Source organism: Mesorhizobium sp. P170090 (assembly GCF_057786115.1).
In genome coordinates this window covers 4,660,548-4,682,328 of sequence record NZ_JBYNWH010000001.1, presented here as the reverse complement: position 1 = coordinate 4,682,328, position 21,781 = coordinate 4,660,548, and the positions used below count along the sequence as shown (strand labels likewise).

23 protein-coding genes and 1 tRNA gene are annotated in these 21,781 nt (G+C 61.9%); 9 read left to right on the top strand and 15 right to left on the bottom strand.

Annotated features, from left to right (window positions below; genetic code table 11):
• Positions 1-30 precede the first annotated feature (30 nt).
• The 3 genes from trmFO to AC3EML_RS22765 all read right to left on the bottom strand — a co-directional run bounded on the left by trmFO (position 31) and on the right by AC3EML_RS22765 (position 2,270).
• Positions 31-1,443 carry a methylenetetrahydrofolate--tRNA-(uracil(54)-C(5))-methyltransferase (FADH(2)-oxidizing) TrmFO gene (gene trmFO, locus AC3EML_RS22775; protein ID WP_352520490.1) on the bottom strand — a complete coding sequence of 471 codons (1,413 nt, stop codon included), beginning with the start codon at positions 1,441-1,443 and terminating at the stop codon, positions 31-33.
• A 491-nt stretch (positions 1,444-1,934) separates the two neighbouring features.
• Positions 1,935-2,078 (bottom strand): DUF1127 domain-containing protein, encoded by a 144-nt coding sequence (locus AC3EML_RS22770; RefSeq protein WP_023667673.1) that lies wholly within the window; start codon positions 2,076-2,078, stop codon positions 1,935-1,937.
• A 51-nt stretch (positions 2,079-2,129) separates the two neighbouring features.
• On the bottom strand, positions 2,130-2,270 hold the full coding sequence (locus tag AC3EML_RS22765) for a DUF1127 domain-containing protein (protein ID WP_006335194.1): 141 nt from the start codon (positions 2,268-2,270) through the stop codon (positions 2,130-2,132).
• 235 nt (positions 2,271-2,505) lie between these two features.
• Between AC3EML_RS22765 and AC3EML_RS22760 the strand changes: the two genes are divergently transcribed.
• The 3 genes from AC3EML_RS22760 (at position 2,506) to AC3EML_RS22750 (ending at position 5,720) form a co-directional block, all read left to right on the top strand.
• Complete coding sequence (locus AC3EML_RS22760) at positions 2,506-3,618, top strand: DUF2157 domain-containing protein (protein WP_023833785.1); 1,113 nt, start codon at positions 2,506-2,508, stop codon at positions 3,616-3,618.
• Complete coding sequence (locus tag AC3EML_RS22755; RefSeq protein WP_023697610.1) at positions 3,615-4,196, top strand: GDYXXLXY domain-containing protein; 582 nt, start codon at positions 3,615-3,617, stop codon at positions 4,194-4,196. The genes AC3EML_RS22760 and AC3EML_RS22755 overlap by 4 nt, the downstream gene beginning before the upstream one ends.
• 75 nt (positions 4,197-4,271) lie before the next feature.
• Positions 4,272-5,720, top strand: a complete 1,449-nt coding sequence (locus AC3EML_RS22750) for an aromatic amino acid lyase (protein WP_352520489.1) — start codon at positions 4,272-4,274, stop codon at positions 5,718-5,720.
• A 101-nt stretch (positions 5,721-5,821) separates the two neighbouring features.
• On the opposite strand, the gene AC3EML_RS22745 is transcribed toward AC3EML_RS22750, so the two are convergent.
• Positions 5,822-5,906 (bottom strand) — tRNA-Leu (locus AC3EML_RS22745).
• Between the two features lie 352 nt (positions 5,907-6,258).
• Here AC3EML_RS22745 and tig point away from each other — a divergent pair.
• From tig to AC3EML_RS22725, 4 genes are all read left to right on the top strand, one after another.
• On the top strand, positions 6,259-7,734 hold the full coding sequence (tig, locus tag AC3EML_RS22740) for a trigger factor (protein WP_023825709.1): 1,476 nt from the start codon (positions 6,259-6,261) through the stop codon (positions 7,732-7,734).
• 260 nt (positions 7,735-7,994) lie between these two features.
• The gene (locus AC3EML_RS22735) at positions 7,995-8,375 is read left to right on the top strand and encodes a c-type cytochrome (protein ID WP_023667668.1); all 381 of its coding nucleotides are present in this window, start codon (positions 7,995-7,997) and stop codon (positions 8,373-8,375) included.
• A 153-nt stretch (positions 8,376-8,528) separates the two neighbouring features.
• A complete protein-coding gene (locus AC3EML_RS22730; RefSeq protein ID WP_352520488.1) occupies positions 8,529-9,461 on the top strand; it encodes a heme o synthase in 933 nt (310 codons plus the stop codon).
• 179 nt (positions 9,462-9,640) lie between these two features.
• Positions 9,641-10,462, top strand: a complete 822-nt coding sequence (locus AC3EML_RS22725) for a DUF2189 domain-containing protein (protein WP_023667666.1) — start codon at positions 9,641-9,643, stop codon at positions 10,460-10,462.
• Positions 10,463-10,525: 63 nt separating this feature from the next.
• On the opposite strand, the gene AC3EML_RS22720 is transcribed toward AC3EML_RS22725, so the two are convergent.
• From AC3EML_RS22720 to AC3EML_RS22690, 7 genes are all read right to left on the bottom strand, one after another.
• A complete protein-coding gene (locus AC3EML_RS22720; protein WP_023667665.1) occupies positions 10,526-10,924 on the bottom strand; it encodes a cytochrome C oxidase subunit IV family protein in 399 nt (132 codons plus the stop codon).
• Between the two features lie 9 nt (positions 10,925-10,933).
• The gene (locus tag AC3EML_RS22715; RefSeq protein WP_023667664.1) at positions 10,934-11,656 is read right to left on the bottom strand and encodes a heme-copper oxidase subunit III family protein; all 723 of its coding nucleotides are present in this window, start codon (positions 11,654-11,656) and stop codon (positions 10,934-10,936) included.
• A gap of 13 nt (positions 11,657-11,669) precedes the next feature.
• Positions 11,670-12,374, bottom strand: coding sequence for a cytochrome c oxidase subunit 3 (locus AC3EML_RS22710; protein ID WP_023688233.1), 705 nt, complete (start codon positions 12,372-12,374; stop codon positions 11,670-11,672).
• Positions 12,371-14,140: a cytochrome c oxidase subunit I gene (ctaD, locus tag AC3EML_RS22705; protein ID WP_023681631.1), complete on the bottom strand. Its 1,770-nt coding sequence runs from the start codon at positions 14,138-14,140 to the stop codon at positions 12,371-12,373. Before ctaD ends, AC3EML_RS22710 begins: the two co-directional genes overlap by 4 nt.
• A gap of 22 nt (positions 14,141-14,162) precedes the next feature.
• Positions 14,163-15,047 (bottom strand): cytochrome c oxidase subunit II, encoded by an 885-nt coding sequence (locus AC3EML_RS22700; protein WP_023667661.1) that lies wholly within the window; start codon positions 15,045-15,047, stop codon positions 14,163-14,165.
• 227 nt (positions 15,048-15,274) lie between these two features.
• Positions 15,275-16,201, bottom strand: a complete 927-nt coding sequence (locus tag AC3EML_RS22695; RefSeq protein ID WP_352520487.1) for a DMT family transporter — start codon at positions 16,199-16,201, stop codon at positions 15,275-15,277.
• Positions 16,202-16,333: 132 nt separating this feature from the next.
• Positions 16,334-16,975 (bottom strand): glutathione S-transferase family protein, encoded by a 642-nt coding sequence (locus AC3EML_RS22690; RefSeq protein WP_352520486.1) that lies wholly within the window; start codon positions 16,973-16,975, stop codon positions 16,334-16,336.
• Positions 16,976-17,136: 161 nt separating this feature from the next.
• Here AC3EML_RS22690 and AC3EML_RS22685 point away from each other — a divergent pair, with 161 nt between their 5' ends.
• Positions 17,137-18,051: a LysR family transcriptional regulator gene (locus AC3EML_RS22685; protein WP_023701662.1), complete on the top strand. Its 915-nt coding sequence runs from the start codon at positions 17,137-17,139 to the stop codon at positions 18,049-18,051.
• An 84-nt stretch (positions 18,052-18,135) separates the two neighbouring features.
• Here AC3EML_RS22685 and AC3EML_RS22680 read toward each other — a convergent pair whose 3' ends face one another.
• The 4 genes from AC3EML_RS22680 to map form a co-directional block, all read right to left on the bottom strand.
• Positions 18,136-18,696, bottom strand: a complete 561-nt coding sequence (locus tag AC3EML_RS22680) for an isochorismatase family protein (RefSeq protein ID WP_352520485.1) — start codon at positions 18,694-18,696, stop codon at positions 18,136-18,138.
• A gap of 172 nt (positions 18,697-18,868) precedes the next feature.
• Positions 18,869-19,267, bottom strand: coding sequence for a RidA family protein (locus tag AC3EML_RS22675; RefSeq protein WP_023667656.1), 399 nt, complete (start codon positions 19,265-19,267; stop codon positions 18,869-18,871).
• 197 nt (positions 19,268-19,464) lie between these two features.
• On the bottom strand, positions 19,465-20,232 hold the full coding sequence (gene radC / locus AC3EML_RS22670) for a RadC family protein (protein WP_023753348.1): 768 nt from the start codon (positions 20,230-20,232) through the stop codon (positions 19,465-19,467).
• Between the two features lie 112 nt (positions 20,233-20,344).
• Positions 20,345-21,178, bottom strand: coding sequence for a type I methionyl aminopeptidase (gene map / locus AC3EML_RS22665; RefSeq protein WP_352520484.1), 834 nt, complete (start codon positions 21,176-21,178; stop codon positions 20,345-20,347).
• A gap of 279 nt (positions 21,179-21,457) precedes the next feature.
• Here map and AC3EML_RS22660 point away from each other — a divergent pair, with 279 nt between their 5' ends.
• A complete protein-coding gene (locus AC3EML_RS22660) occupies positions 21,458-21,754 on the top strand; it encodes a DUF982 domain-containing protein (protein WP_023688240.1) in 297 nt (98 codons plus the stop codon).
• Positions 21,755-21,781: the final 27 nt, after the last annotated feature.

Sequence of the window (21,781 nt, the reverse complement as noted above, 5' to 3'; positions counted from 1 at the left end):
CGTCAATCGCGTTAGGACTCTGAGACTTGGCTATTCAGCAGCTTCCGCTGTTTGCGCCGGCAGCCCTAGCCACTCCCGACAATCTGCCCGCGCGCGTGAGGTGATCGCGTGGCGCTTGGCCACCGTCTTGTCCTTGCCGCGCAGGCGTTTGCCTTCGGTCTTCGGTGCTTCCACCGGCGGGAAAAGGCCGAAATTGACGTTCATCGGCTGGAACGAGCGTTTGCCCGGCTCGTCGTCTGAGACGATGTGGCCGCCGGTGATGTGGTTGAGCAGCGCGCCGAAGGCGGTGGTGAGCGGCGGCAGCGATGGCGCGTGGCCGAGCCGCTCGGCGGCGGCGAAGCGGCCGGCGAGCAGGCCGATGGCCGCGCTCTCGACATAGCCCTCGCAGCCGGTGATCTGGCCGGCAAAGCGCAGGCCCGGCCGCGACTTCAGTTGCAGCGAGGCGTCAAGCAAGCTCGGTGAGTTGATGTAGGTGTTGCGGTGCAGGCCGCCGAGACGGGCGAACTCGGCGTTTTCCAGGCCCGGAATGGTGCGGAACACGCGCACCTGCTCGGCATGCTTCAGCTTGGTCTGGAAACCGACCATGTTGTAGAGCGTGCCCAGCGCATTGTCCTGGCGCAGCTGCACCACGGCATAGGCTTTTACCGTCGGATTGTGGGCATTGGTCAGCCCCATCGGCTTCATCGGCCCGTAGCGCAGCGTCTCAACGCCGCGCTCGGCCATGATTTCGATCGGCAGGCAGCCGTCGAAATAGGGCGTGCCTTCCCACTGCTTGAATTCGGTCTTCTGGCCGTCGACCAGCGCCTGTACGAAGGCGAGATACTGGTCCTTGTCCATCGGGCAATTGATGTAGTCCTTGCCGGTGCCGCCGGGCCCAACCTTGTCGTAGCGCGACTGGAACCAGCAGGTGTCCATGTCGATCGTGTCGAAATGGATGATCGGGGCGATGGCGTCGAAGAAGGCCAGCGCGTCGGCGCCGGTTGCCTCGGCGATCGACTGGGCGAGCGACGGCGCGGTCAGCGGGCCGGTGGCGATGATCGCCTGGTCCCATTCCGCCGGCGGCAGGCCCGGCACTTCCTCCCGCTCGATGGTGATCAGCGGGTGCTCTTCGAGCCTTTTCGTCACCGCGTCGGAGAAGCCGTCGCGATCGACGGCCAGCGCGCCGCCGGCCGGCACCTGGTTGGCGTCGCCGGCGCTCATGATCAGCGAGCCGGCCAGTCGCATTTCGGCATGCAGCAGGCCGACGGCATTGTTCTCGGCATCGTCGGAGCGGAAGGAATTGGAACAGACGAGTTCGGCCAGCCCATCGGTCTTGTGCGCATCGGTGCCGCGCACCGGGCGCATCTCATGCAAAATGACGGGAACGCCGGCTTGTGCTGCCTGCCATGCGGCTTCGGAGCCGGCCAGGCCGCCGCCGACGATGTGGATAGGATTTTTGCTCATGAGCGCTGGAATAATCGCTTGGCGCGCCGTTTGCAATTGGCCGGTGCGAGCGTGGGTCATTGTCGTGCAACGACGGAGCTCGACTTTCTTATGTCCGCGGCGACGGTCTGATGGCGGCGTAAAGCGCCTCGATCGACTGCATGCGCAATTGAAAAGCCTGCCCAAAAACAACAACACCCGCCGCGGGAGGAGGTGCGGCGGGTGTCGTTTTTGGGGCCGATCCTCGGGAGGAGGTGGGGATCGGCCGTATTCGTCATCGCCGGGGAGGAGGTCGGCTTTGACGAAATTCTTTTCGCCGGATCGAGGGAGGCGAAATCCCTGGAAGACGAACTGCGTTCACTTTGGAGACGAACTGCGTTCGGTTTGGAAACAGCGCCCGCCGCGGGAGGAGGTGCGGCGGGCGCCGTTTTGGTGGTCAACCCTCGGGAGGAGGTGAAGGCTGACCGTATCCGTCAGGGTCGGGGAGGAGGTCGACCCTGGCGAAATTCTTGTTAGATCGTCGCCCTGCGGGCGATGATCTTGATCTCGTCACGGACGATGCCGAGATCATGGAGCTGACGGTTCGAAAGGCGACCCAGCTCGGTAACGGTGTCGCGGTAAACGCGCCAGTTACGATAGTTGCGGATCAGGTTCATTGTCGTTCTCTTTTTCAAAACTGGTTCGGATCATTTGCGATCCGAAGAGGATTAGACCGCCTTGCGGGCGACGTAGTGGATGTCGCTGCGGCTGATGCCGAGGTCGGTCAGTTCACGGTTCGACAGGCGGCTCAGCTCGGATACGGTGTCCCGGTAGCGGCGCCAGTTGCGGTAGTTGCGGATCAGGTTCATGGTAGTGCTCGTTTCGTCTTTCTTCGGATCATTCCGTTTGTGTACGAACAGTAGATAGGCTGGGTAATATCGATTTAAAAGTGCTGTTGGCGCATGGCAGCAATGCAAATTGTGCAATGCAACATTAACGCGCGTTCACGGCTTCGTCATGAAGAAACCCGAATCGGAAAATGACGTTGCGTCAACGATTTGGGCGGATCGGCTGTCAGAAAGACCAAGCTGGGGGAGAAGCGGCATGGCGAGTTATTCGTCACGGGCGAGGGCCGATATCGGGCGGTGGCTGCAGGCCGGCCTGATCGATGCCAAGACGGCCGATGCGCTTAAGCGCGACATCGACGCAAACGAGCGCAAATCGCTGAGCTTCGGCACTATATTGGCCATGATGGCAGCGCTGCTGTTCGGCGCCGCGATCCTGCTCTTCGTCGCCGCCAACTGGGACGCGATCCCGCGGCTGGTGCGGGTCGCGGCGCTGTTTGCCGTCATTCTCGCCGGCTATGTCGGCGGCGCGGTGTTGAAGATGCGCGACCATGCGGCGATCGGCGAGGCGCTGTGGATCGTGGCCGCCGCGGCCTTCGGCGGATCGATCGCGCTGATCGGCCAGATGTACCATCTCACGGGTGACGAAGCCTCGGCCATCGTCACCTGGGGCATCGGCACGGCATTAGCCGCGGTGGCGTTGCGCTCGAACCCGCTGACGGTCGCTGCCGTCGGCATATCCGTTGCCTGGCTGTTCGTGCGCGCGTTCGACTTTTATGACCGCCCCGTATTTCCGGATTTCTTCGTTATCATGGCGCCGGTGCTTTTTGTCGTCTCGTTGTGGACGCGCAGCCAGCCGGCACGCCACCTGATCATTGTCTCGGTCATTTTCTATATTGCGGTGCGCGGCCTGGACCAGAACACGCTCGCCCTGGCTATTCCTCTCGTCGTGGTGTCGGCGCTGCTGTTTGCGGTTTCGATCTTCGCCGCTGGGCCGGCCGACCGGATCTTGCAGCTCGGCGGGCGGTTGCCTTTGCACGCCTTGATCGGCTTTCTCACCGGGCTGGCGATGATGCAGATCGAACTGGGCGATGACAACGCCTTCAGCAACGGCTTTGCCATTGCGTCGGTCATCGCACTGGCCGGCATTGCCGCGGCGATCATGCTGGGCGGGCGCGAGAGCAGGGGGCTGCGCTGGGTTGCCTATGCCGGCTTTGCCTTCGAACTTGCCATTATCTATGTCGTGACCTTGCAGACGATGCTCGGCACGGCCGGCTTCTTCCTGGCTGCCGCAGTGCTGTTCGGCATCCTGGCTCTCGTCATCATCCGTGTGGAAAAACGCATGAAGGCCCCGGAAGGAGCGGCAGCATGATGTCGGGAAAGAAACTTGTCATCTCGGCGCTGGTCCTGGCGCTCGTCCAGATCGGCTTCCTGAGCTGGATCATCGCCGGCCGCGCGGCGATCCTGCGCAACGGCAAGGAGGTCTTGCTGAAAGTCGAGCCGGTCGATCCGCGCGATCTGCTGCGCGGCGACTATATTATCCTCGGCTATGAAATATCGCGCTTGCCGGTGAAGCTGATCGCCAACATCCCGGCCGGCCAGCTCGTGAGCGAGAACACGCCGATCGTGGTCCGGCTGAAGCCGGGTGCCGACGGCTATTGGCATGCGACCACGGCCTGGTTCGGCAAGGCTCCGACGCCGGCGACCGCCGACGAAGCCGATATTGTCGGCCAGGTCGCGCCGGGCTGGACGCTTGATCCTGAATCCACGATCGCACCGCAATACGGCATCGACCGCTTCTACCTACCTGAGGGCCAGGGCATGGCGATCCAGAACGACATGCGGGTGCGGCCATTCGGCGTGCGCATCGCGCTCGCCGCCAGTGGCCAGGCACAGATCAAGGCGCTGATGGACGGCGACAAGACATTGTTTGAGGAACCGCTCTACTAGAAGACATTACCCAGGGCATGGATTTCGGCAACGATCGATCGCTTCGCCCTCATGCAAACCAGACGGGCGAAGACAATGCCGATTACGGTGACGACGCGCGAAGATATCAATCTCGATGCCGTTTTGCGCGTCGCCTGGAGAAACGACACGGTCGAAATCGGCGACAAGGCCTTGCAACGCATTGCCGAATGCCGCGCCTCGTTCCTGAAACTCATTGAGTCCGATCCGCCGCCGGTCATCTACGGCGTCACCACCGCGATGGGCGAGCTGGCAAGCCGCAAGCTCGAACTTGACGAGCGCGACCGCCATGCGCGCATCAAGGCTTTTGCCGCCGCCACATCGTTCGGTGAGCCATTGCCTGAGCGCGTCGTAAGGGCGATCGTGTTGGCGCAGCTGACCAACTTTATCGAAGGCAATGCCGCGACCACGCCGCGCATCGCACGGGCGGTCGCGGCGATGCTCGACGGCGGCCCGATGCCGGTGGTGCCGTCGCAATGGCAGGGTGGCGCCGGCGAGATCCTGGCGCTCTATCCGCTGTTTGCTGCGCTTACCGCCAGCCTTGAGCTTGAGGTGAAGGAGCGCGGTTCGCTGATCAACGGCTCGCCCTGCGCGGCGGCACTGGTGGCGGACGCAGCACTTGCCGCACGCCGTCGCCTCGCCATGGCGCACAAGGTGTTTGCGCTGTCGATCGAAGCCTTTCGTGCGCCGCTCGAGCATTATGATGCCGCGCTCGACGGGCTATGGGGCGACGCGCACGAAGCGGCCGCCTTGCAAGGGTTGCGGCAATACCTGGTTGGCGCCGGCGACGGCCGGCGCAACTATCAGGCGCCGGTCAGCTACCGCATCGTGCCGCGCGTGCTCGGCCATGCGCATCGGGCGCTGGCGGGCGCCGAGCAGGCGGCGACCGTGTCGCTGGCCTCGATCTCGGACAATCCGGTCTATATCCCGCCCGACGATGCGCATCCGCTGGGACGCTGCATCTCCACCGGCGGCTACCACAATGCCATGGCGACACCGGCATTGGACGATCTGGCGGCGATCTGGGCCGATCTCTGCCTGCTTTGCGACCGCCACGCCTCAAAGCTGCTGAACGGCAAGGTGTCGCTGCTGCCCGATCTGTTGATGACCGGGCGGCATTGGGCCGACAGCGATGGCCATGGCAATGTCGGCTATGTCCCGATGGCGATCACCGGCTATCTCGAACAGGCCAAGCTCGCGGCGCAGCGCACCTTCATTCCGGGCACCGAATCGGCCGGCGCCGGCCAGGACGACGTCGCCACCACCGCATTCTTCGCCTGGACCAAGGAAGCGACGGCCGGCCGCTGCCTCGATGCGGCAATGGCGATGCTGGCCATGATCGCCTCGCAGGCCCTGTACGTGACTGAACGCGCCGCGCCGCCGGCATTGCAGGATTTTGTCGCGGATATCAGGAAGATCGTGCCGCCGGTCGACGCCGACCGGGTGCTGGGTCCGGAGCTGGCGAAATTGGCGGAGTGGTTTACCGGTCAAGTGTTTGAAGTGTAGGCCGTCGCCGCCAGTCCTCCTACGCCACGGCTTCGGAGGACACCCTTCGCTTTATCAAGCTCCTGGGTGGCCTGCCACCCGAAGCTCGATAGAGCGAAGGGTGGTGCGGATGAAGGGACTCGAACCCCCACGCCTTTCGGCACTGGAACCTAAATCCAGGGCGTCTACCAGTTCCGCCACATCCGCATTTGTCGGCAATCCCATGTAGCCATCATTCTGTCAATGTCGGGGCGAAAATGTCTGCCGTTGGGGCGGTCATTCGCTGCAACGCGAAGATGGTTGAAAATTGGCCTCGCCTGTGACAAAAGGCGTGTCAAATGTGACGGGACGCGCCGATCCGCTTCTGCAGAATGTGATAAGAAGTAGGAAAAACAAGAACTTATTCACATCTTGGAACGCAGTTTGGAACAATTTGAGCCGTAATTTCGGTCAAATCGCCAGGTTCCGTACCAAAAGCCATTCCCGGCAAGATTGTACCGGCAGGCTGTGAACGGCAAGACGCCGTGGCAGCCTCTTTGGTGAAGATAAAGGTTTTACGATGCAGGTCACCGAAACGCTCAACTCCGGTCTCAAGCGCGAGATCAAGATCACCGTGCCGGCCGGTGATATGGAAGCCAAGCTGATGGCGCGGCTGTCCGACGCCAGGAACAAGGTCCGCATCAACGGCTTCCGTCCCGGCAAGGTGCCTGTGCAGCATTTGCGCAAGGTCTACGGCAAGTCGTTCATGGCCGAAGTGGTCAACGAAATCCTCAACGATTCGACCCGTTCGATCATCACGGGGCGCGGCGAAAAGGCCGCCATGCAGCCTGAAGTGATCATGACGGAAGACGAGAAAGAGGCCGAGAAGATCCTGGCCGGCGGCGCCGACTTCGAATTCCGCCTCAACTACGAGGTCATCCCGGCGATCGAGATCAAGGATTTCTCCGACATCAAGGTGACGCGCCAGGTATTCGAAGTGCCGGACAGCGAGATCGACGAGCAGGTCCAGCGCGTTGCCGAATCGGCGCGAAGCTTCGAGCCGAAGACCGGCAAGGCCGCCGAAGGCGATCGCGTTTCGATCGACTATGTCGGCAAGATCGACGGCGAGGCCTTTTCCGGCGGCGCCGGCACCGACCAGCCGCTGGTTCTGGGGTCCAAGGAATTCATTCCGGGCTTCGAGGACCAACTGATCGGCGCCAAGGCCGGCGACGAGAAGCAGGTCACCGTCACTTTCCCGGAAAACTACCAGGCAGCGCATCTGGCCGGCAAGGAAGCCACCTTCGACGTCACCGTCAAGGAAGTGTCCAAGCCCGGCGCGCTGGAAATCAACGACGAAATGGCCAAGAACCTCGGCTTGGAATCGCTGGAGCGCCTGCGCGACGTGGTGCGCGGCCAGATCGAGAACCAGTTCGGTTCGATGACCCGCCAGAAGGTCAAGCGCCAGCTGCTCGACCAGCTTGACGCGGCCTATTCGTTCGAGGCGCCGTCGAAGCTCGTCGATGCCGAGTTCAACAACATCTGGACCCAGGTCAACCGCGATCTCGAAGCCGCCGGCCGTACCTTCGCCGACGAGGAGACGACGGAAGAAGAGGCACGCGCCGAATATCTGCGGCTTGCCGAGCGCCGCGTGCGTCTCGGCCTGGTTTTGGCCGAGATCGGCGAGAAGGCCGGCGTCACCGTTTCCGACGAGGAACTGCAGCGCGGCCTGTTCGAGCAGGTGCGCCGCTACCCGGCCAACCAGCAGCAGGAAGCCTTCGAGTTCTATCGCAGCAATCCGGAAGCCCTGAACACGCTGCGCGCGCCGATGTTCGAGGAGAAGGTCGTCGACCATCTGCTCAGCCAGATCTCTGTCACCGACGTCAAGGTCAGCAAGGAAGAGCTGATGGCTGACGACGAAGAGGGCGATGCCGCCAAGGCCAAGCCGGCGAAGAAGGCCGCTGCCAAGAAGGCCGACAAGGCTGAAAAGGCCGACGACGCGGAAGAGCCGAAGAAGAAGGCAGCCCCGAAGAAGAAGGCCGCCAAGGACGCCGAATAAGCGCCTGACGACAAGATCAGAAAAGGCCGCCCTCGAGGCGGCCTTTTTCGTTGTGGCGGATGTGCCTTGAGCCACCGCAGCCCACCTGAACCTTTGTACGGTCGACCTGTTCTACCTACCGGCCAGATTCTGTGGTACACAAGTGCCGCAATTCCATCTGGGGAGGAGCGGAGAATCTATTCTGCCGTGCAGGGCGCATGCTGGTGCTACCGGCATGTGCAGACCGTCTCAGGCAAATTTGACGATCAGGGAGGAATGCCATGCGCTTGGTTGCGTTTTTCGCCGTCGTTTCCGTTGCAACTTTCATCGCCAATCCATCGCGGGCACAGGACGCCGCGGCGGGCGAGAAGGTCTTCACCAAATGCAAGGTCTGCCACGTCGCAGACCAAGATACCAACAAGATAGGCCCTTCGTTGCATGGCGTTATCGGCCGGACGGCCGGCACGCATCCGGATTTCAAATATTCCGAAGCCATGATCGCGGCCGGCACATCCGGCGTCAAATGGGATGAACCGACACTGACGACGTATCTTCACGACCCCAAGGCAATGGTCAAAGGGACGAAGATGGCGTTTCCCGGTCTCAAGAAGGACGAGGACGTCGCCAACGTCATCGCCTATCTGAAGCAATTTTCCCCGTAACCTGGCTCGTCGGCCGGCCAGAGCGTTTCACCGTCTCACGGAAACGGCGATCCGCTCGATCTCTTTGTTCTTACGCAATTCCGGACGGAAAACCGCATACGCTCTTTCTGGAATTGCTCTAGGCTGCCCGGTTTCCATCGATGGTCGTCTCAAATGTCGGTCAAGGAAAGCCTTAAGGATACCGGCGTCCGCCTCTCGGAAGCGACGGCCAGTGATTTCTTTGCGCTCTTGAAGCCTCGGGTCATGGCCCTTGCCGTCTTTACCGCCTTCGTCGGTCTGATGGTGGCGCCCGGCGCGATGAACCCGGTCATCGCCGTGATCGCCATAGGTGCGATTGCGGTTGGAGCGGGAGCGGCCGGCGCGCTCAACATGTGGTACGACGCCGACATCGACGCGCTGATGTCGCGCACGTCAAAGCGGCCGGTTCCGTCGGGCCGCGTCACGGCGGGCGAAGCCCTCGGCTTCGGCCTGGTGCTTTCCGCACTTTCGGTCATGACGCTCGGCGTGCTGGTGGGCTGGCTTGCCGCGTCACTGCTGGCCTTCACCATCTTTTTCTACGTCGTCATCTATACGATGTGGCTGAAGCGCTCGACGCCGCAGAACATCGTCATCGGCGGCGCGGCGGGTGCGCTTCCTCCGATGATCGGCTGGGCAGCGGCCACCGGCGCCATCGGCATTGAAAGCCTGATCCTGTTCCTGATCATTTTCCTGTGGACGCCGCCGCATTTCTGGGCGCTCGCACTGTTCAAGGCCGGCGACTATGCCGCTGCCGGCATCCCGATGATGCCGAACGTGGCCGGCCAGGCCTCGACCAGAAGGCAGATCTTCGCCTATTCACTGCTCCTGGCACCAATCGGCGTGCTGCCCTGGGCGTTCGGATTCACGAGCGGGGTCTATGGGATTGCTTCGGCTGCATTGGGCTCGGGTTTCATCTGGCATGCCTGGAACGCCCTGGTCGTCCTCGACAAGGAGATGAAGCCGGCCAAGGCGCTGTTTGCCTATTCGATCTTCTATCTTTTCGCGATCTTTGCCGTGCTGCTTGCCGATACCATCGCGATACGCGCGTTCATGTCAGCCGGAGGGTGACGGCATGACGCTGTGTTCGGAAACCTCGCCTTCCGGGAGCCTTTTGTAAGAACGGGCGACAAGCTCCAGTCAATGGAGTATATTGATTGCGGTGCAGGTCGCGGTTCGCGTGGCCAGTCATGCAGAACGGCAGCACCGTGAAACCGCGACCTTGCCGGACCTGGTCTGGAGGAACGGGCATGACAAGTTTTCACGTGATTGCAGGCGCCAGCGAAACGCTGGAACACACCAAAATCCGAAAAATCAGCGTTTCCGATCTATTCGATGCGCTCAAGCGCGGTGTTGACGATTTTATGGTCAAACCGTCGCACATCGTCTTTCTCTGCCTGATCTATCCGCTTGTCGGCGTGGTGCTCGCTGCCTGGACTTCGGGCGCCAATGCGTTGCCGATGTTGTTTCCGCTGGTGTCCGGCTTTGCGCTGATAGGTCCATTCGCGGCGATCGGCCTCTATGAGATCAGCCGCAGACGAGAAGCCGGGCTCGACACCTCCTGGACGCACGCTTTCGAGGTCAGGAATTCTCCGGCCCTGCCAGCCATCGCCGCAGTCGGGATCATGCTGGTTGCAATCTTCATCGCCTGGCTTTTGGCGGCGCAGGTGTTCTACGAATATCTCTTCGGCCCGGCTCCGCCTGTATCGATTTCGGGCTTCATCAATGAAATATTTGCCACCGGACGCGGCTGGTCTCTGATTGTCCTGGGGCACGCCATCGGCTTCGTCTTCGCCGCGGTGGTGTTGTGCACGACGGTTGTCGCCTTCCCATTGCTGCTCGACCGCGACGTCGGCGCCTACGAAGCCATCCACACATCGGTGCGAGCGGTGCTGGCGAACCCGATCCCCATGGCTGTCTGGGGACTGATTGTCGCCGTCGCCCTGATCATAGGCTCGCTGCCGGTGTTTGCCGGGCTGGCGGTCGTGCTGCCGATCCTGGGTCACGCCACCTGGCATGTCTACCGCAAGGTTGTGGAGCCGCCATCGTCCCCGACGCGGGTCGGCCTCTGACCCCGCAGATCAGCTGATGGGAAGCTTCATCTCCGGTCTTTGACCGGAGATGAAGACTGTGCGTCAGGGCCCCGGTCCGAAGAAGGACAACCGGGTGAGAAGCGTGTAGTCCGCTTCGAAGAGCATCATCGCCACGAACACCAATATCAGAAGCGGCGGCAGGATGATCGCATAGGTCAGCGCCAGCCGCTCCCAGGCCATGTGCATGAACACGGCGACGATCAGCCCGGCCTTGAGGATCATGAAGATCAGGATCAGAGACCATCTGAGATAGCCGTGGATGCCGAGATAATCGACCATGTAGGAGCAGGCGCTGAGGATGAACAGCCATGCCCAGACCACCAGATAGAGCTTGATCGGATGTTCCTGATGAACCTCCGCGACGCCGGTCGATGGCCCTTCATGCGCATGATCAGAGTGCAGCGCGTGTTGCCCGAGGCCGTTTGCGGTTGCTTCAGCCATGTCAGCCTCTCACCAAAGATAGAAGAATGCGAAAATGAACACCCAGACCAGGTCGACGAAATGCCAGTAGAGCCCCATGATTTCGACGTTCTCGTAGCGACCCCTGCGGCTGGTGAAGAAGCCGGGACGACCGACGTCGTAGTCTCCACGCCAGACCTTTCGCGCCACGATGATGAGGAAGATCACCCCGATCGTCACATGCGTGCCGTGGAAGCCGGTGATCATGAAGAAAGTCGAGCCGAATTGTGCCGCGCCCCAGGGATTGCCCCACGGCCGTACCCCTTCGGTGATCAACTTGGTCCATTCGAAGGCTTGCATGCCGACGAAGGTGGCTCCTAGCGCTGCCGTCAGAAGCATGAGGATTGCGGTTTTGCGGCGGTCGCGGCGATAGCCAAAATTGACCGCCATGGCCATCGTTCCGCTGCTCGATATCAGCACGAAGGTCATGATGGCAATCAGGATCAGTGGAATGTCCGAACCGCCGATGCGAAGCGCAAAGACCTCGCTCGGATTGGGCCACGGCACACGTGTGGAGACGCGCGCGGTCATGTAGGAGAGCAGGAAGCAGCCGAAGATGAAGGTGTCGCTGAGCAGGAAGATCCACATCATGGCCTTGCCCCAGGACACGTTCTTGAACGCGCGCTGATCCGAGGACCAATCGGCGGCGATGCCTTGCCAGCCTGCGGGCCGCGTCTCCGTTTGGCCGGTATGCGTCAGTGTCGTTTCTGCCATGCTCCTCGACCTCCTAGGTCAGCAACTGCCGGCAAATATCGATGAACGTCGCGGCCCAGCCGGCTAAAAGAGCGAAGATGGCGAGCCAGACGAAAAGCAGGAAATGCCAGTACATGGCGCATAATTCGACGCTGAGGCGAAGCCGTTCCGGCCGTGCCCCGTTCCAGGCGCCGGCGGTTGTCCTGCCCAGGCCCACCAGCCCTCCCACTATATGCAGGCCGTGCATCCCGGTTATCAGGTAGAAAAAACTGTTGGCCGGATTGGAGGCCAGAAAATAGCCATCGGCGGTCAGGTCCCGCCATGCCATGAGCTGCCCGATGAGGAAGGCGATCGCGGTGAGCCCAGCCGCAGCAAGGCCGAGCCTGACCGTGTCCATCTGGCGCTTGCGCGCCGCGATCGAGGCGCATTGCAGCGCAACGCTGCTCAGCACCAGCATGCCGGTGTTGAGCCAGAGCAGGCGTGGGATGGGCAGCGGCTGCCAGTCCGACAGCGCCATACGCATGAAGTAGGCGCTGGTGAACAGCGCAAACAGGCAGCCGACCACGGCGAGGAAGACACCGAGGCCAATCTTGGCGGTCGGCAGGCTCGATCGGTCGAAGGCGACAAAATCTCCTGCCACACCTTGCTCGAGCCATGGTTTCGCCATCAGCCGCTGATGCGAGAGCCACCAGCCGGCAAAACCGGCGATCACGAGCAGGAAGACCAGGATGACGCTCATGCCGGCTCCCTGGAGGGGCCGAACGTGCCCGGCATGTTTTGCGGAATGAAGTCCTCCTTCGCGCCCGGCACGCTGTAGTCATAGGCCCATCGATAGACGATCGGCAGATCCTTGCCGAAATTGCCATGCGCCGGTGGCGTCTGCGGTGTTTGCCATTCGAGTGTCGTGGCTCGCCATGGATTGCCACCGGCCTCGCGCCCATGGCGGATGCTCCAGATAAGATTGAACAGGAACACGATCTGGGCGAAGCCGACGATGAACGCCATGATGCTGATGAACGAGTTGAGGTGATGCGCCGACTCCGTCATGACCGTCACGTCGGTCAGTTCGGCATAGCGCCGCGGCACGCCCATCAGGCCGATGTAATGCATGGGAAAGAAGATCAGGTAGGCGCCGAGGAAAGTGACCCAGAAATGGAACCGGCCGAGCGTCTCGTTCAGCATCCGGCCGGTGACCTTCGGGTACCAGTGGTAGATCGCGCCGAAGATGACGACGATCGGAGCAACACCCATGACCATATGGAAGTGAGCGACGACGAACATCGTGTCCGACAGCGGGACGTCGACGACGACGTTGCCGAGAAACAGCCCGGTCAACCCGCCATTGACGAAGGTGACGATGAAAGCCATGGCAAACAGCATCGGTATGGTGAGGTGGATGTCGCCCCGCCACAGCGTCAGCACCCAATTGTAGACCTTGATCGCTGTCGGGATGGCAATGATCAATGTCGTGGTGGCGAAGAAGAAGCCGAAATAGGGGTGCATGCCGCTGACATACATGTGGTGCGCCCAGACCACGAAGCTCAGCGCGCCGATGCCAACGATGGCCCAGACCATCATCCGGTAGCCAAAAATGTTCTTGCGCGCATGCGTGCTGATCAGATCGGAGACGATGCCGAAGGCCGGCAGCGCCACGATGTAGACTTCCGGGTGGCCGAAGAACCAGAACAGATGCTGGAACAGGATCGGGCTGCCGCCATTGTGCTGTAGTTGTTCCCCCATCTCGACAACCGCGGGCATGAAGAAGGAGGTTCCAAGCGCGCGGTCAAGCAGCATCATCACGCAGGCGACGAACAGCGCCGGAAAGGCGAGCAGCGCCATGACGGTGGCGGTGAAGATGCCCCAGACGGTCAGCGGCAGGCGCATCATCGTCATGCCGCGCGTGCGGGCCTGCAGCACCGTCACGACATAGTTCAGACCGCCCATGGTGAAGCCGATGATGAACAGGATCAGCGAGACGAGCATCAGGATGATGCCCCATTCCTGGCCGCCAGGTGTGCCGGTCATGATGGCTTGCGGCGGATAGAGCGTCCAGCCGGCGCCGGTCGGTCCGCCGGGCGCAAAGAAGCTCGACACCAGCACCAGCACGGCAAGGAGGTAGATCCAGTAGCTCAGCATGTTGACATAGGGAAAGACCATGTCGCGGGCGCCGACCATCAGCGGGATCAGGTAGTTGCCGAAGCCGCCGAGGAAGAGTGCCGTGAGCAGGTAGATCACCATGATCATGCCGTGCATGGTGATGAACTGGTAGTAGGCCTCGGGGGTGATGAAATCGAACGTGCCGGGGAAGCCGAGCTGCAGCCGCATCAGCCAGGACAGCACCAGCGCGACCAGGCCGATGGCCGTTGCGGTCGCCGAATACTGGATGGCGATGACCTTGGCGTCCTGCGAGAAGACATACTTCGTCCACCAGCTGTGCGGATGGTAAAGCTCCATTTCCGCGACTTCGGCGGGCGGGACGGCATCTGCAGGCGTGATATCGACCATAGGCGGAGCACCTCCGTGCCCTTCAGCGGGACCCGACAGTTTCGAGTTTTGCCGCAACTTCTAGAGCTGACGCCGTCGCGTTGCCCGGCGCCTGTTCCACCGAGCCCGTCTGCTGCGGCGCCGACAACTGCGCGAACGTCTGCTGCTGGTCGAGCCAGGCCACATAGTCCTGCTCGGTATCGACCATGACGATGCCATGCATCATCGGGTGCCCCTGGCCGCACAGTTCGGCGCACAGAACCTGGAAGGTCCCGGTCTTGGTGGGGGTGAACCAGAAATAGGTGACCGAGCCCGGTATCATGTCCATCTTGGCGCGGAATTCCGGAACGTAGAAATCGTGCAACACATCGATCGAGCGCAGCAGCATCTTGACCGGCTTGCCGACCGGCAGATGCAGGTCGGCCGCTTCGACCACGACGTCGTCCTGGCCGCTGGGATCCTTGGCGATCACGCCCAGCGGATTTTCAGCGGTGACGTCGCGGGTGTCGGATGTGCCGAGTTTGCCGTCCTTGCCGGGCAAGCGGAAGCTCCACTGCCATTGCTGGCCGACGACTTCGACCACGGTTGCGTCGCTTGGAACGTTGACGAACCGGCTCCAGACAAACAGGCCGGGAACCAGCATGGCGGTAACACCCACTCCGGTAACGATCGTCAGCCACCATTCGAGCCGCTTGTTCTCCGGTTCGTAGGCCGCCTGGTTGCCTTCGCGGTGACGGAAGCGGAAGACGCAATAGGCCATGAATAGGACGACCGCGGCGAAGACGACGCCGGTGATCCAAAAGGTGATGATGATGGTGTTGTCGATATAGTCCCAATTCGAGGCAATCGGAGTCCACCACCATGGGCTCAGGAAGTGGAACAACACCGAGCCCACGACGATCAAAACGAGTACAACCACTATGGGCATGTCCCGTTCCTCCCGGTATTTCAGGGGACGCGAAGCCGTCCTGGGAAAATACCAAGTGCATCATGCGTGATTTGCGATCGAAATTCTAGAGCCGGTTGTGGAAGGAGCGAAAAATTGCTTCTGCGGCGCCGGACCTTGCTTCGTTGGTGACGCCGGAGCGACACCTGACCCCCCAAATCAGGGAGGGCAGGGGCTGGTTTGATTCGGCTTGCCTTGTTCCAGCGGGATCAAAGCGCCTTGATGGTGATGCAGCCGGCCAAAAGCAGCACGACGCCGGCGAGCCGCATGCCGGAGACAAGCCGCTGCGGCAGGCGGAACCAGCCGAAGGTGTCGACGAAGATGCCGGCGACCTGCTGGCCGGCCACCGTCAGGCTGACGGCAGCTGCCGCTCCGATGACGGGGATGGCGGTGAACACGGTCGTGACATAGGTGGCGCCGGCAAAACCTCCGAGCCAGCCCCACCAGGGCATCGACGACAGGCCGGCGCGGCGAGGGCGGGGCGTCTTCGTCAGGGCAAGCGCGATCAGAAGCACCGCGGCCATGGCCATCATCGCCACCAGGAACGAGATGGTGCCGACCGCAAACGGCGCGCCGCCAAGGTCGTGCCGAAGCAAGGCGTTTACAGCGCCTTGCACCGGAAGCACGGCGCCTGCCAGCAGCGCCAGTCCGATCCAGCCGAGTTTCGAGGGCGCCAGATTGTCCGCCGCGCCCTTCTGTCCCAGAACGATGAGGGCAGCACCGGCAAGCACAACCAGCATGCCAAAGGCAGCCCCTGCTCGCAGTCCGGCTTCGGGGATCCCGAGCCAGCCGAACGTGTCGAGGGCGAAGGATGCAAGCATCTGCCCGGCGATGAAGAGCCCGACGGACACGACGGCGCCAAGGCGAGGGAACACAAGAATGGTCGAAACGACGTAGAAGGCCGAAGCCATGCCGCCGATCGCATGCCACCATTCGGCTTGCCGAACGGCAAGCAGAGCCGGTGTCGTTCCGGTGAGGGCCATGATCGACAACAGCACGATGGCGCCGACCGCGAGCTGAAGCGTGGTCGCGGCAAAGGGTGAGCCGACCGCCTTTGAAAGTTGGGCATTGGCGCCGGCTTGCACCGCAAGCAGGCCACCGGCGACAAGCGCCAGAGGGACGAAGAGGATTTCCACGATCGTATTCCTTGAATGCGGGGTGCGGCGGCTAGGGCATGATCCCAAAAAGTGGGTGCCGGTTTTTGGAAAAGATCATGCTCCAACAAAGGGTTAGGTCATGATGAGATTTCAACCAAATCTCATCATGATCTAAGCGGCCGCTGACGCTTCCGGCAGGGCGGGAACAGCGATCCCTCTGACAACTGCGGAGCGGCGGCCGATGGCCGCATACCAGCGCGCCAGGTTTGGTGTGTCATCGAGGCTGAGGCCGAGCTTGGTGACGGCCGCGTTGATCCATGGCCATGTCATCACATCGGCGATGCCGTAGCTTTTGCCGGCAATGTGCTCATGGTGCTTGAGCCGGCTATCGAGAACGCGGAAGACACGTCCGGTTTCGCGCTCAAAACGCTCGATCACGTAAGGGATTTTTGCCGGCGCGAAGATTTTGTAATTCCACAATTGGCCAAGCGTCGGGCCGACATGGGCCGCCTGGAACAAGGTCCAGGTCAGCGTATCGTCCGCCTCCTGCGCGCCCACCGGCTGAAGCTTGCCCGACCGTCGCGCCAGGTAGTGTAGGATGGCGCCGGATTCGAAGACCGTGCGGCCGGCGTCCGGGTCGACGATCACCGGGATCTTGTTGTTGGGATTGAGCGCCAGGAAATCAGGCTTGGTCTGGTCGCCCCTTTCGATGTCGACCAAGCGGACCGAGTAGGGCAGGCCGACCTCTTCCAGCATGATCGAGGCCTTGTGCCCGTTGGGTGTCTGGCAGGTGTAGAGTTCTATCGGCGTCATGGCTCTTCTCCGCGACTGTTTCCTTTTGTCGTCGGACTCCATATGGCGTGCGTGCATGCGCAGATCGACATGCCGATCCGCCCGCTTGCTCTGCGTTTTTGCACAGCGAAGCGTCATTTTGACTCGCAGAGCGCAGCGCTTTCTTTTATCTTTCTGCAAGAATGCACAGCTCACGCGATATCGACTGGGAAGATCTGCGCATGGTGCTGGCCGTCGCCGATGGCGCTTCGCTGGCGGCGGCGGCTCGGATCCTGGGCGTGAACCACACGACTGTGCTGCGGCGCGTCAACGCCTTCGAGGCGCGGCTGGGTATCCGCCTTTTCGATCGGCTGCCGACTGGCTATGCCCTCACAGCGGGCGGCGAGGAACTGCTGGGCGCGGCACGCACAATGGCCGAGACGGTCAATGAACTGGCGCGCAAACTGTCGGGGCAGGATCTCAGGTTCGAAGGCAGGTTGCGGGTCACCACCACCGATACGCTGATGGCATCGGTGCTGCCGCCGATCCTGGCGGCGTTTCACAAGCTCCATCCCGGCATACGGGTCGAGGCGATGACGCAGAATTCCATCGCCAACCTGACGCAAAGGGATGCAGACGTGGCGATCAGGCCGGTGTCGCAACCGCAGGAAATCCTGGTCGGCCGGCGCATTTCGGGCGTCGCCTTCGCCGCCTACGCGACACGTTCCTATGCCGAAACGCTACCCCCGGAGCCGAGACTGGGTGCGCTGCGCTGGATCGCGCCCGACGACAGCCTGGCCAACACCGGCGTCGCCCGCTGGATGCGGTCGTCGCTGCCCGATGTCGAGATCGCCATACGCGCCGATTCCCTGGTGACGATGTCGCATGCGGCGGGCGCCGGAATCGGGGTTGCGGCGCTGCCCTGTTATCTCGGCGACAGCCTGCCCGGGCTTGTAAGGGTCGGAGGGCTGATCGAGGAGATTGGCTCGGCGCTGTGGGTGCTGGTGCACGACGATTTGCGCCGCACGGCGCGCGTCCACGCCTTCACCAAATTCGTCTCCGGCGAATTGCAGCAGCGGCGCGACCTTCTTGAGGGCAGGCTCGGCGCCGGAGCTTGAGACACACGCCAGCTGACGCGCGGGCTCAGCTCCGCAACAAGCTCCGAAGCTCTGCGACGGTCATCACGGGCCCGAACACCTTGCCTATGATGTCGAGGGTTGCATTGTGCGATGGCTCGTCCAGTCCGCCATTGGCGTCGCTGAAGAAGCCACCTTGTAGTCGCGCATGAAGGCGCTCCGCGCGGTGGATTCGCAGCAGATGCTGGTCACGGTGCCGATGATGATCACCGTGTCGACCCGGCCTGCGCCACGGATGTTGCGCAACACCGTCTCGATCTGCGTGTTGTGGAAGGCATCGTAGCGGTGCTTCTTGATGACGACATCCCCAGGCAAGGGCGCAAGCGCGGCGACGATTTCGGCGCCGGCGCTGCCTTCCCGCATTCCTTTGGTTTTCAGCTTCGGCTGATAGCCGGTTTCCAGCGGCGAGATATCGAAATGGTCGCTGAGCACATGCTGGGTGTAGATAACCGGGACGCCTTGCGCGCGGCAAAGCTCGACCACCTGCCGCATCGCCGGAATGCGATGGCGGGCCATGGCCACTTCCATGACGGCGCCCTCATCGACAAAGTCGCTTTGCATGTCGATGACCAGAAGGGCTGCGCGTTGCTTGTCGAACGGCCATGGTTCGTCGCCGGGCTGGGGCATTGCGTGTTTCCTGTTTCCGACGTTGATCAGGTGAGCAGCAGGCTCTTCATCGAGACATCGCAATTCCTGCCGATGACGATGTGATCGTGGATGGATGGAGAGATCAAGGTCGTGGCAATCTCGCAGCGAGCTCCGGGATTGGTTTGGGCGACTTGACGCGTCCTCGCTTGGCCTAGGGGTCGATGACCGCGATCGCATCGATCTCTATCAGGTAGCCGGGAGACATCACTGCTATCCCGACCACTACGTTTGCTGGCTTGTGATCGCCGAACAGCTCGACCTGGGCCGCTTCGATGATCGGCACGTGTTCGTCGCGTTTGTAATCGACGATGTAGATCGTGATCTTGCAGACTTGCTCGGGCCGAGCGCCGGCGGCAGCAAGCGCTCGGCCGAGATTCCCGAACGCCAGGCGCGCCTGGACTGCGAAATCACCATGGCCAACGAGCTTGCCGTGTATGTCTTCTGGCTGCTGGCCCGAGACGAACACCAGCTTGCTTCCTGTCGCAACGACGACCTGGGAGTACATTTCCGGAATCGGCAGATCATTTGGATTTATGCATTCGAGCGTCATTGAATAGATCTCCTGCAATGGCTGACGGGAACTGGCTGCTTCGTATTCGCGAGTCTACGACATTGTCGCCGAAGCGGGCGCTTCCGTCGCAATATCACTTCTACACCGCAAGCGTGGGCGTTTGAGCCAAGCCGGAATGTTGCTGATTGGCTCGCGAGCGGTGGCGTTTGGGATGACGGCACCGGCGCCCATCAGGCTCAGATCAGCAGCAGGCCCTTCATCGAGGCGTTGCCTTTCTTGCCGATGATGATGTGGTCGTGGACGGCGATGCCGAGCGGCTTGGCGCTGTCGATGATCTGCTTGGTCATTTCGATGTCCGCACGCGATGGTGTCGGATCGCCGGAAGGGTGGTTATGCACCAGGATGACGGCGCTGGCCGATAGTTCCAGCGCGCGCTTGATCACTTCGCGCGGATAGACCGGCGTGTGGTCCACGGTGCCGACCTGCTGTACCTCGTCGGCGATCAGCACGTTCTTCTTGTCGAGAAACAAGATGCGGAACTGTTCGCGGTTCTCGAACGCCATCGCCGAGCGGCAGTACGCAAGAAGCTGCGTCCAGTTGGACAGCACCTCGCGGTCGCGAACCTCGGTCCGCGCCATGCGCTGCGCGGCAGCGGCAATCACCTTCAGGTCGACCGCCACGGCGGGGCCGATGCCCTTCACCTCCTGCAGCAGCGCCACCGGTGCGCCAAGCACTTCGCCAAAAGTGCCGAAGCGCGCCAAGAGCGCCTTGGCGATCGGCTTGGTGTCGACGCGCGGGATCAGGCGAAACAGCAGCAGTTCGAGAAGTTCGTAGTCGGGCAGGGCGTCCGCGCCGCCGGCAACGAAGCGCTCGCGCAAACGGTCGCGATGGCCGTGATAGTGTGGCTTCTCCGCCGATTTGTCTCTTGGTGCCTTGTCCTTCGCCGGTGGTTCAAGCCACCGCTCGGAGAAGAACCCCCGTTCGTCGTCACCGCTGTTCCCCATCCATCCCCCACACTCCCCGAGGCTTCGACGGCAGATTAGAGCGGTAAGCAGCGCGCGGTCGAGTTTTTTCGGCGACGGCGCCTCAAAGCTGCGGCTTGAGGCGATCTTGTTTTCAGCTGACCGGCGGCAGGCCGGGGCGGTCGAGCTTGTTTGGCGACAGGGTGAAAATCTCGCAGCCAGTTTCGGTGACGCCGATCGTGTGTTCGTACTGCGCCGACAGCGAGCGGTCGCGCGTCACCGCCGTCCAGCCGTCCGACAGCACTTTCACATGCGGCCGGCCAAGATTGATCATGGGCTCGATGGTGAAGATCATGCCCGGCCGCATCTCGACGCCTTCCGAGGCGGTGCCATAGTGCAGGATGTTGGGTGCGTCGTGGAACAGCTGGCCAACGCCGTGGCCGCAGAAATCGCGCACCACCGAGCAGCGCTCTGCCTCGGCATAGGTCTGGATGGCGGCGCCGATGGCGCCGGTGCGGGCGCCGGGCCGGACCGCCGCGATTCCGCGCATCAGGCACTCATGAGTGACTTCAAGCAGGCGTTCGGCGGCGCGCTTGATTGTGCCGACGGGATACATGCGCGAGGAATCGCCGTGCCAGCCGTCGAGGATGTAGGTGACATCGATGTTGACGATGTCGCCATCCTTCAACGGCTTGTTGTCTGGAATGCCGTGGCAAACGACGTGGTTGATCGAGGTGCAGGACGATTTGGTGTAGCCGCGGTAGTTGAGCGTCGCCGGTAGCGCGCCTTGGTCCATGCCGAATTCGAAGACGAAACGGTCGATGGTCTCGGTGGTGACACCCGGCTGGACCATCGGCACCAGTTCATCGAGGCAGCGCGCGGTGAGATCGCAGGCCCTGCGCATGCCGGCAAATCCTTCTTCGCCGTAGAGGCGGATCTGGCCGGTATTCCTGAGGGGTGCCGTGGCGGCGTCGAGATAGGTGACCATAGTGTCCGTTTGCCTGTAAGCGGGCGGCGCATATCAGCCCGTTAGAAAATTTCCTCAGATTTGGCACTGCAAGCCGCAAGGTTCAAGGAAGAACTGCCGGCAATGGACTGATACTGGCGATATTCCTGGCTTGCGCGGCCGCTCAGATGACATCCAGGTGCGCGATCTCCTCCGAATGCCGAGATCGCACTGACGACACATTTTCGCGCAAAAGCAGCCAAAGCAACTTTTGACGACGAACGGCGTTGCTGTGGTCGACGCCAGTTCGGGAGATATAGAATGGACAGATTGCAATTCGAGGTGCCGGTGCGCATCGCGCCCGCGCCCGGGCTGCCGGTAGAGGAAATATACAGCGTCGAACAGGCGCTGGATATCCTGCATGACTGGCCAAAGAAGCGACAGGGCAAGGTCTATGAAGCGGCGTTCAATGCCTGTTTCGGGGCCACGGTGGATGTGGTCAGGACTGAGGACGCATGGCGCGCCTTCATGGCGTTTTGCCGGGTCAGTGGCCTGCTGGCCAGGGACATGATGGTTACGGCCAAGCGCGCCGGCGAGGCGAGGGGCCTGAGGGTCTAGAGTTCTGCTTGGCCTGGAGGCCGGCCA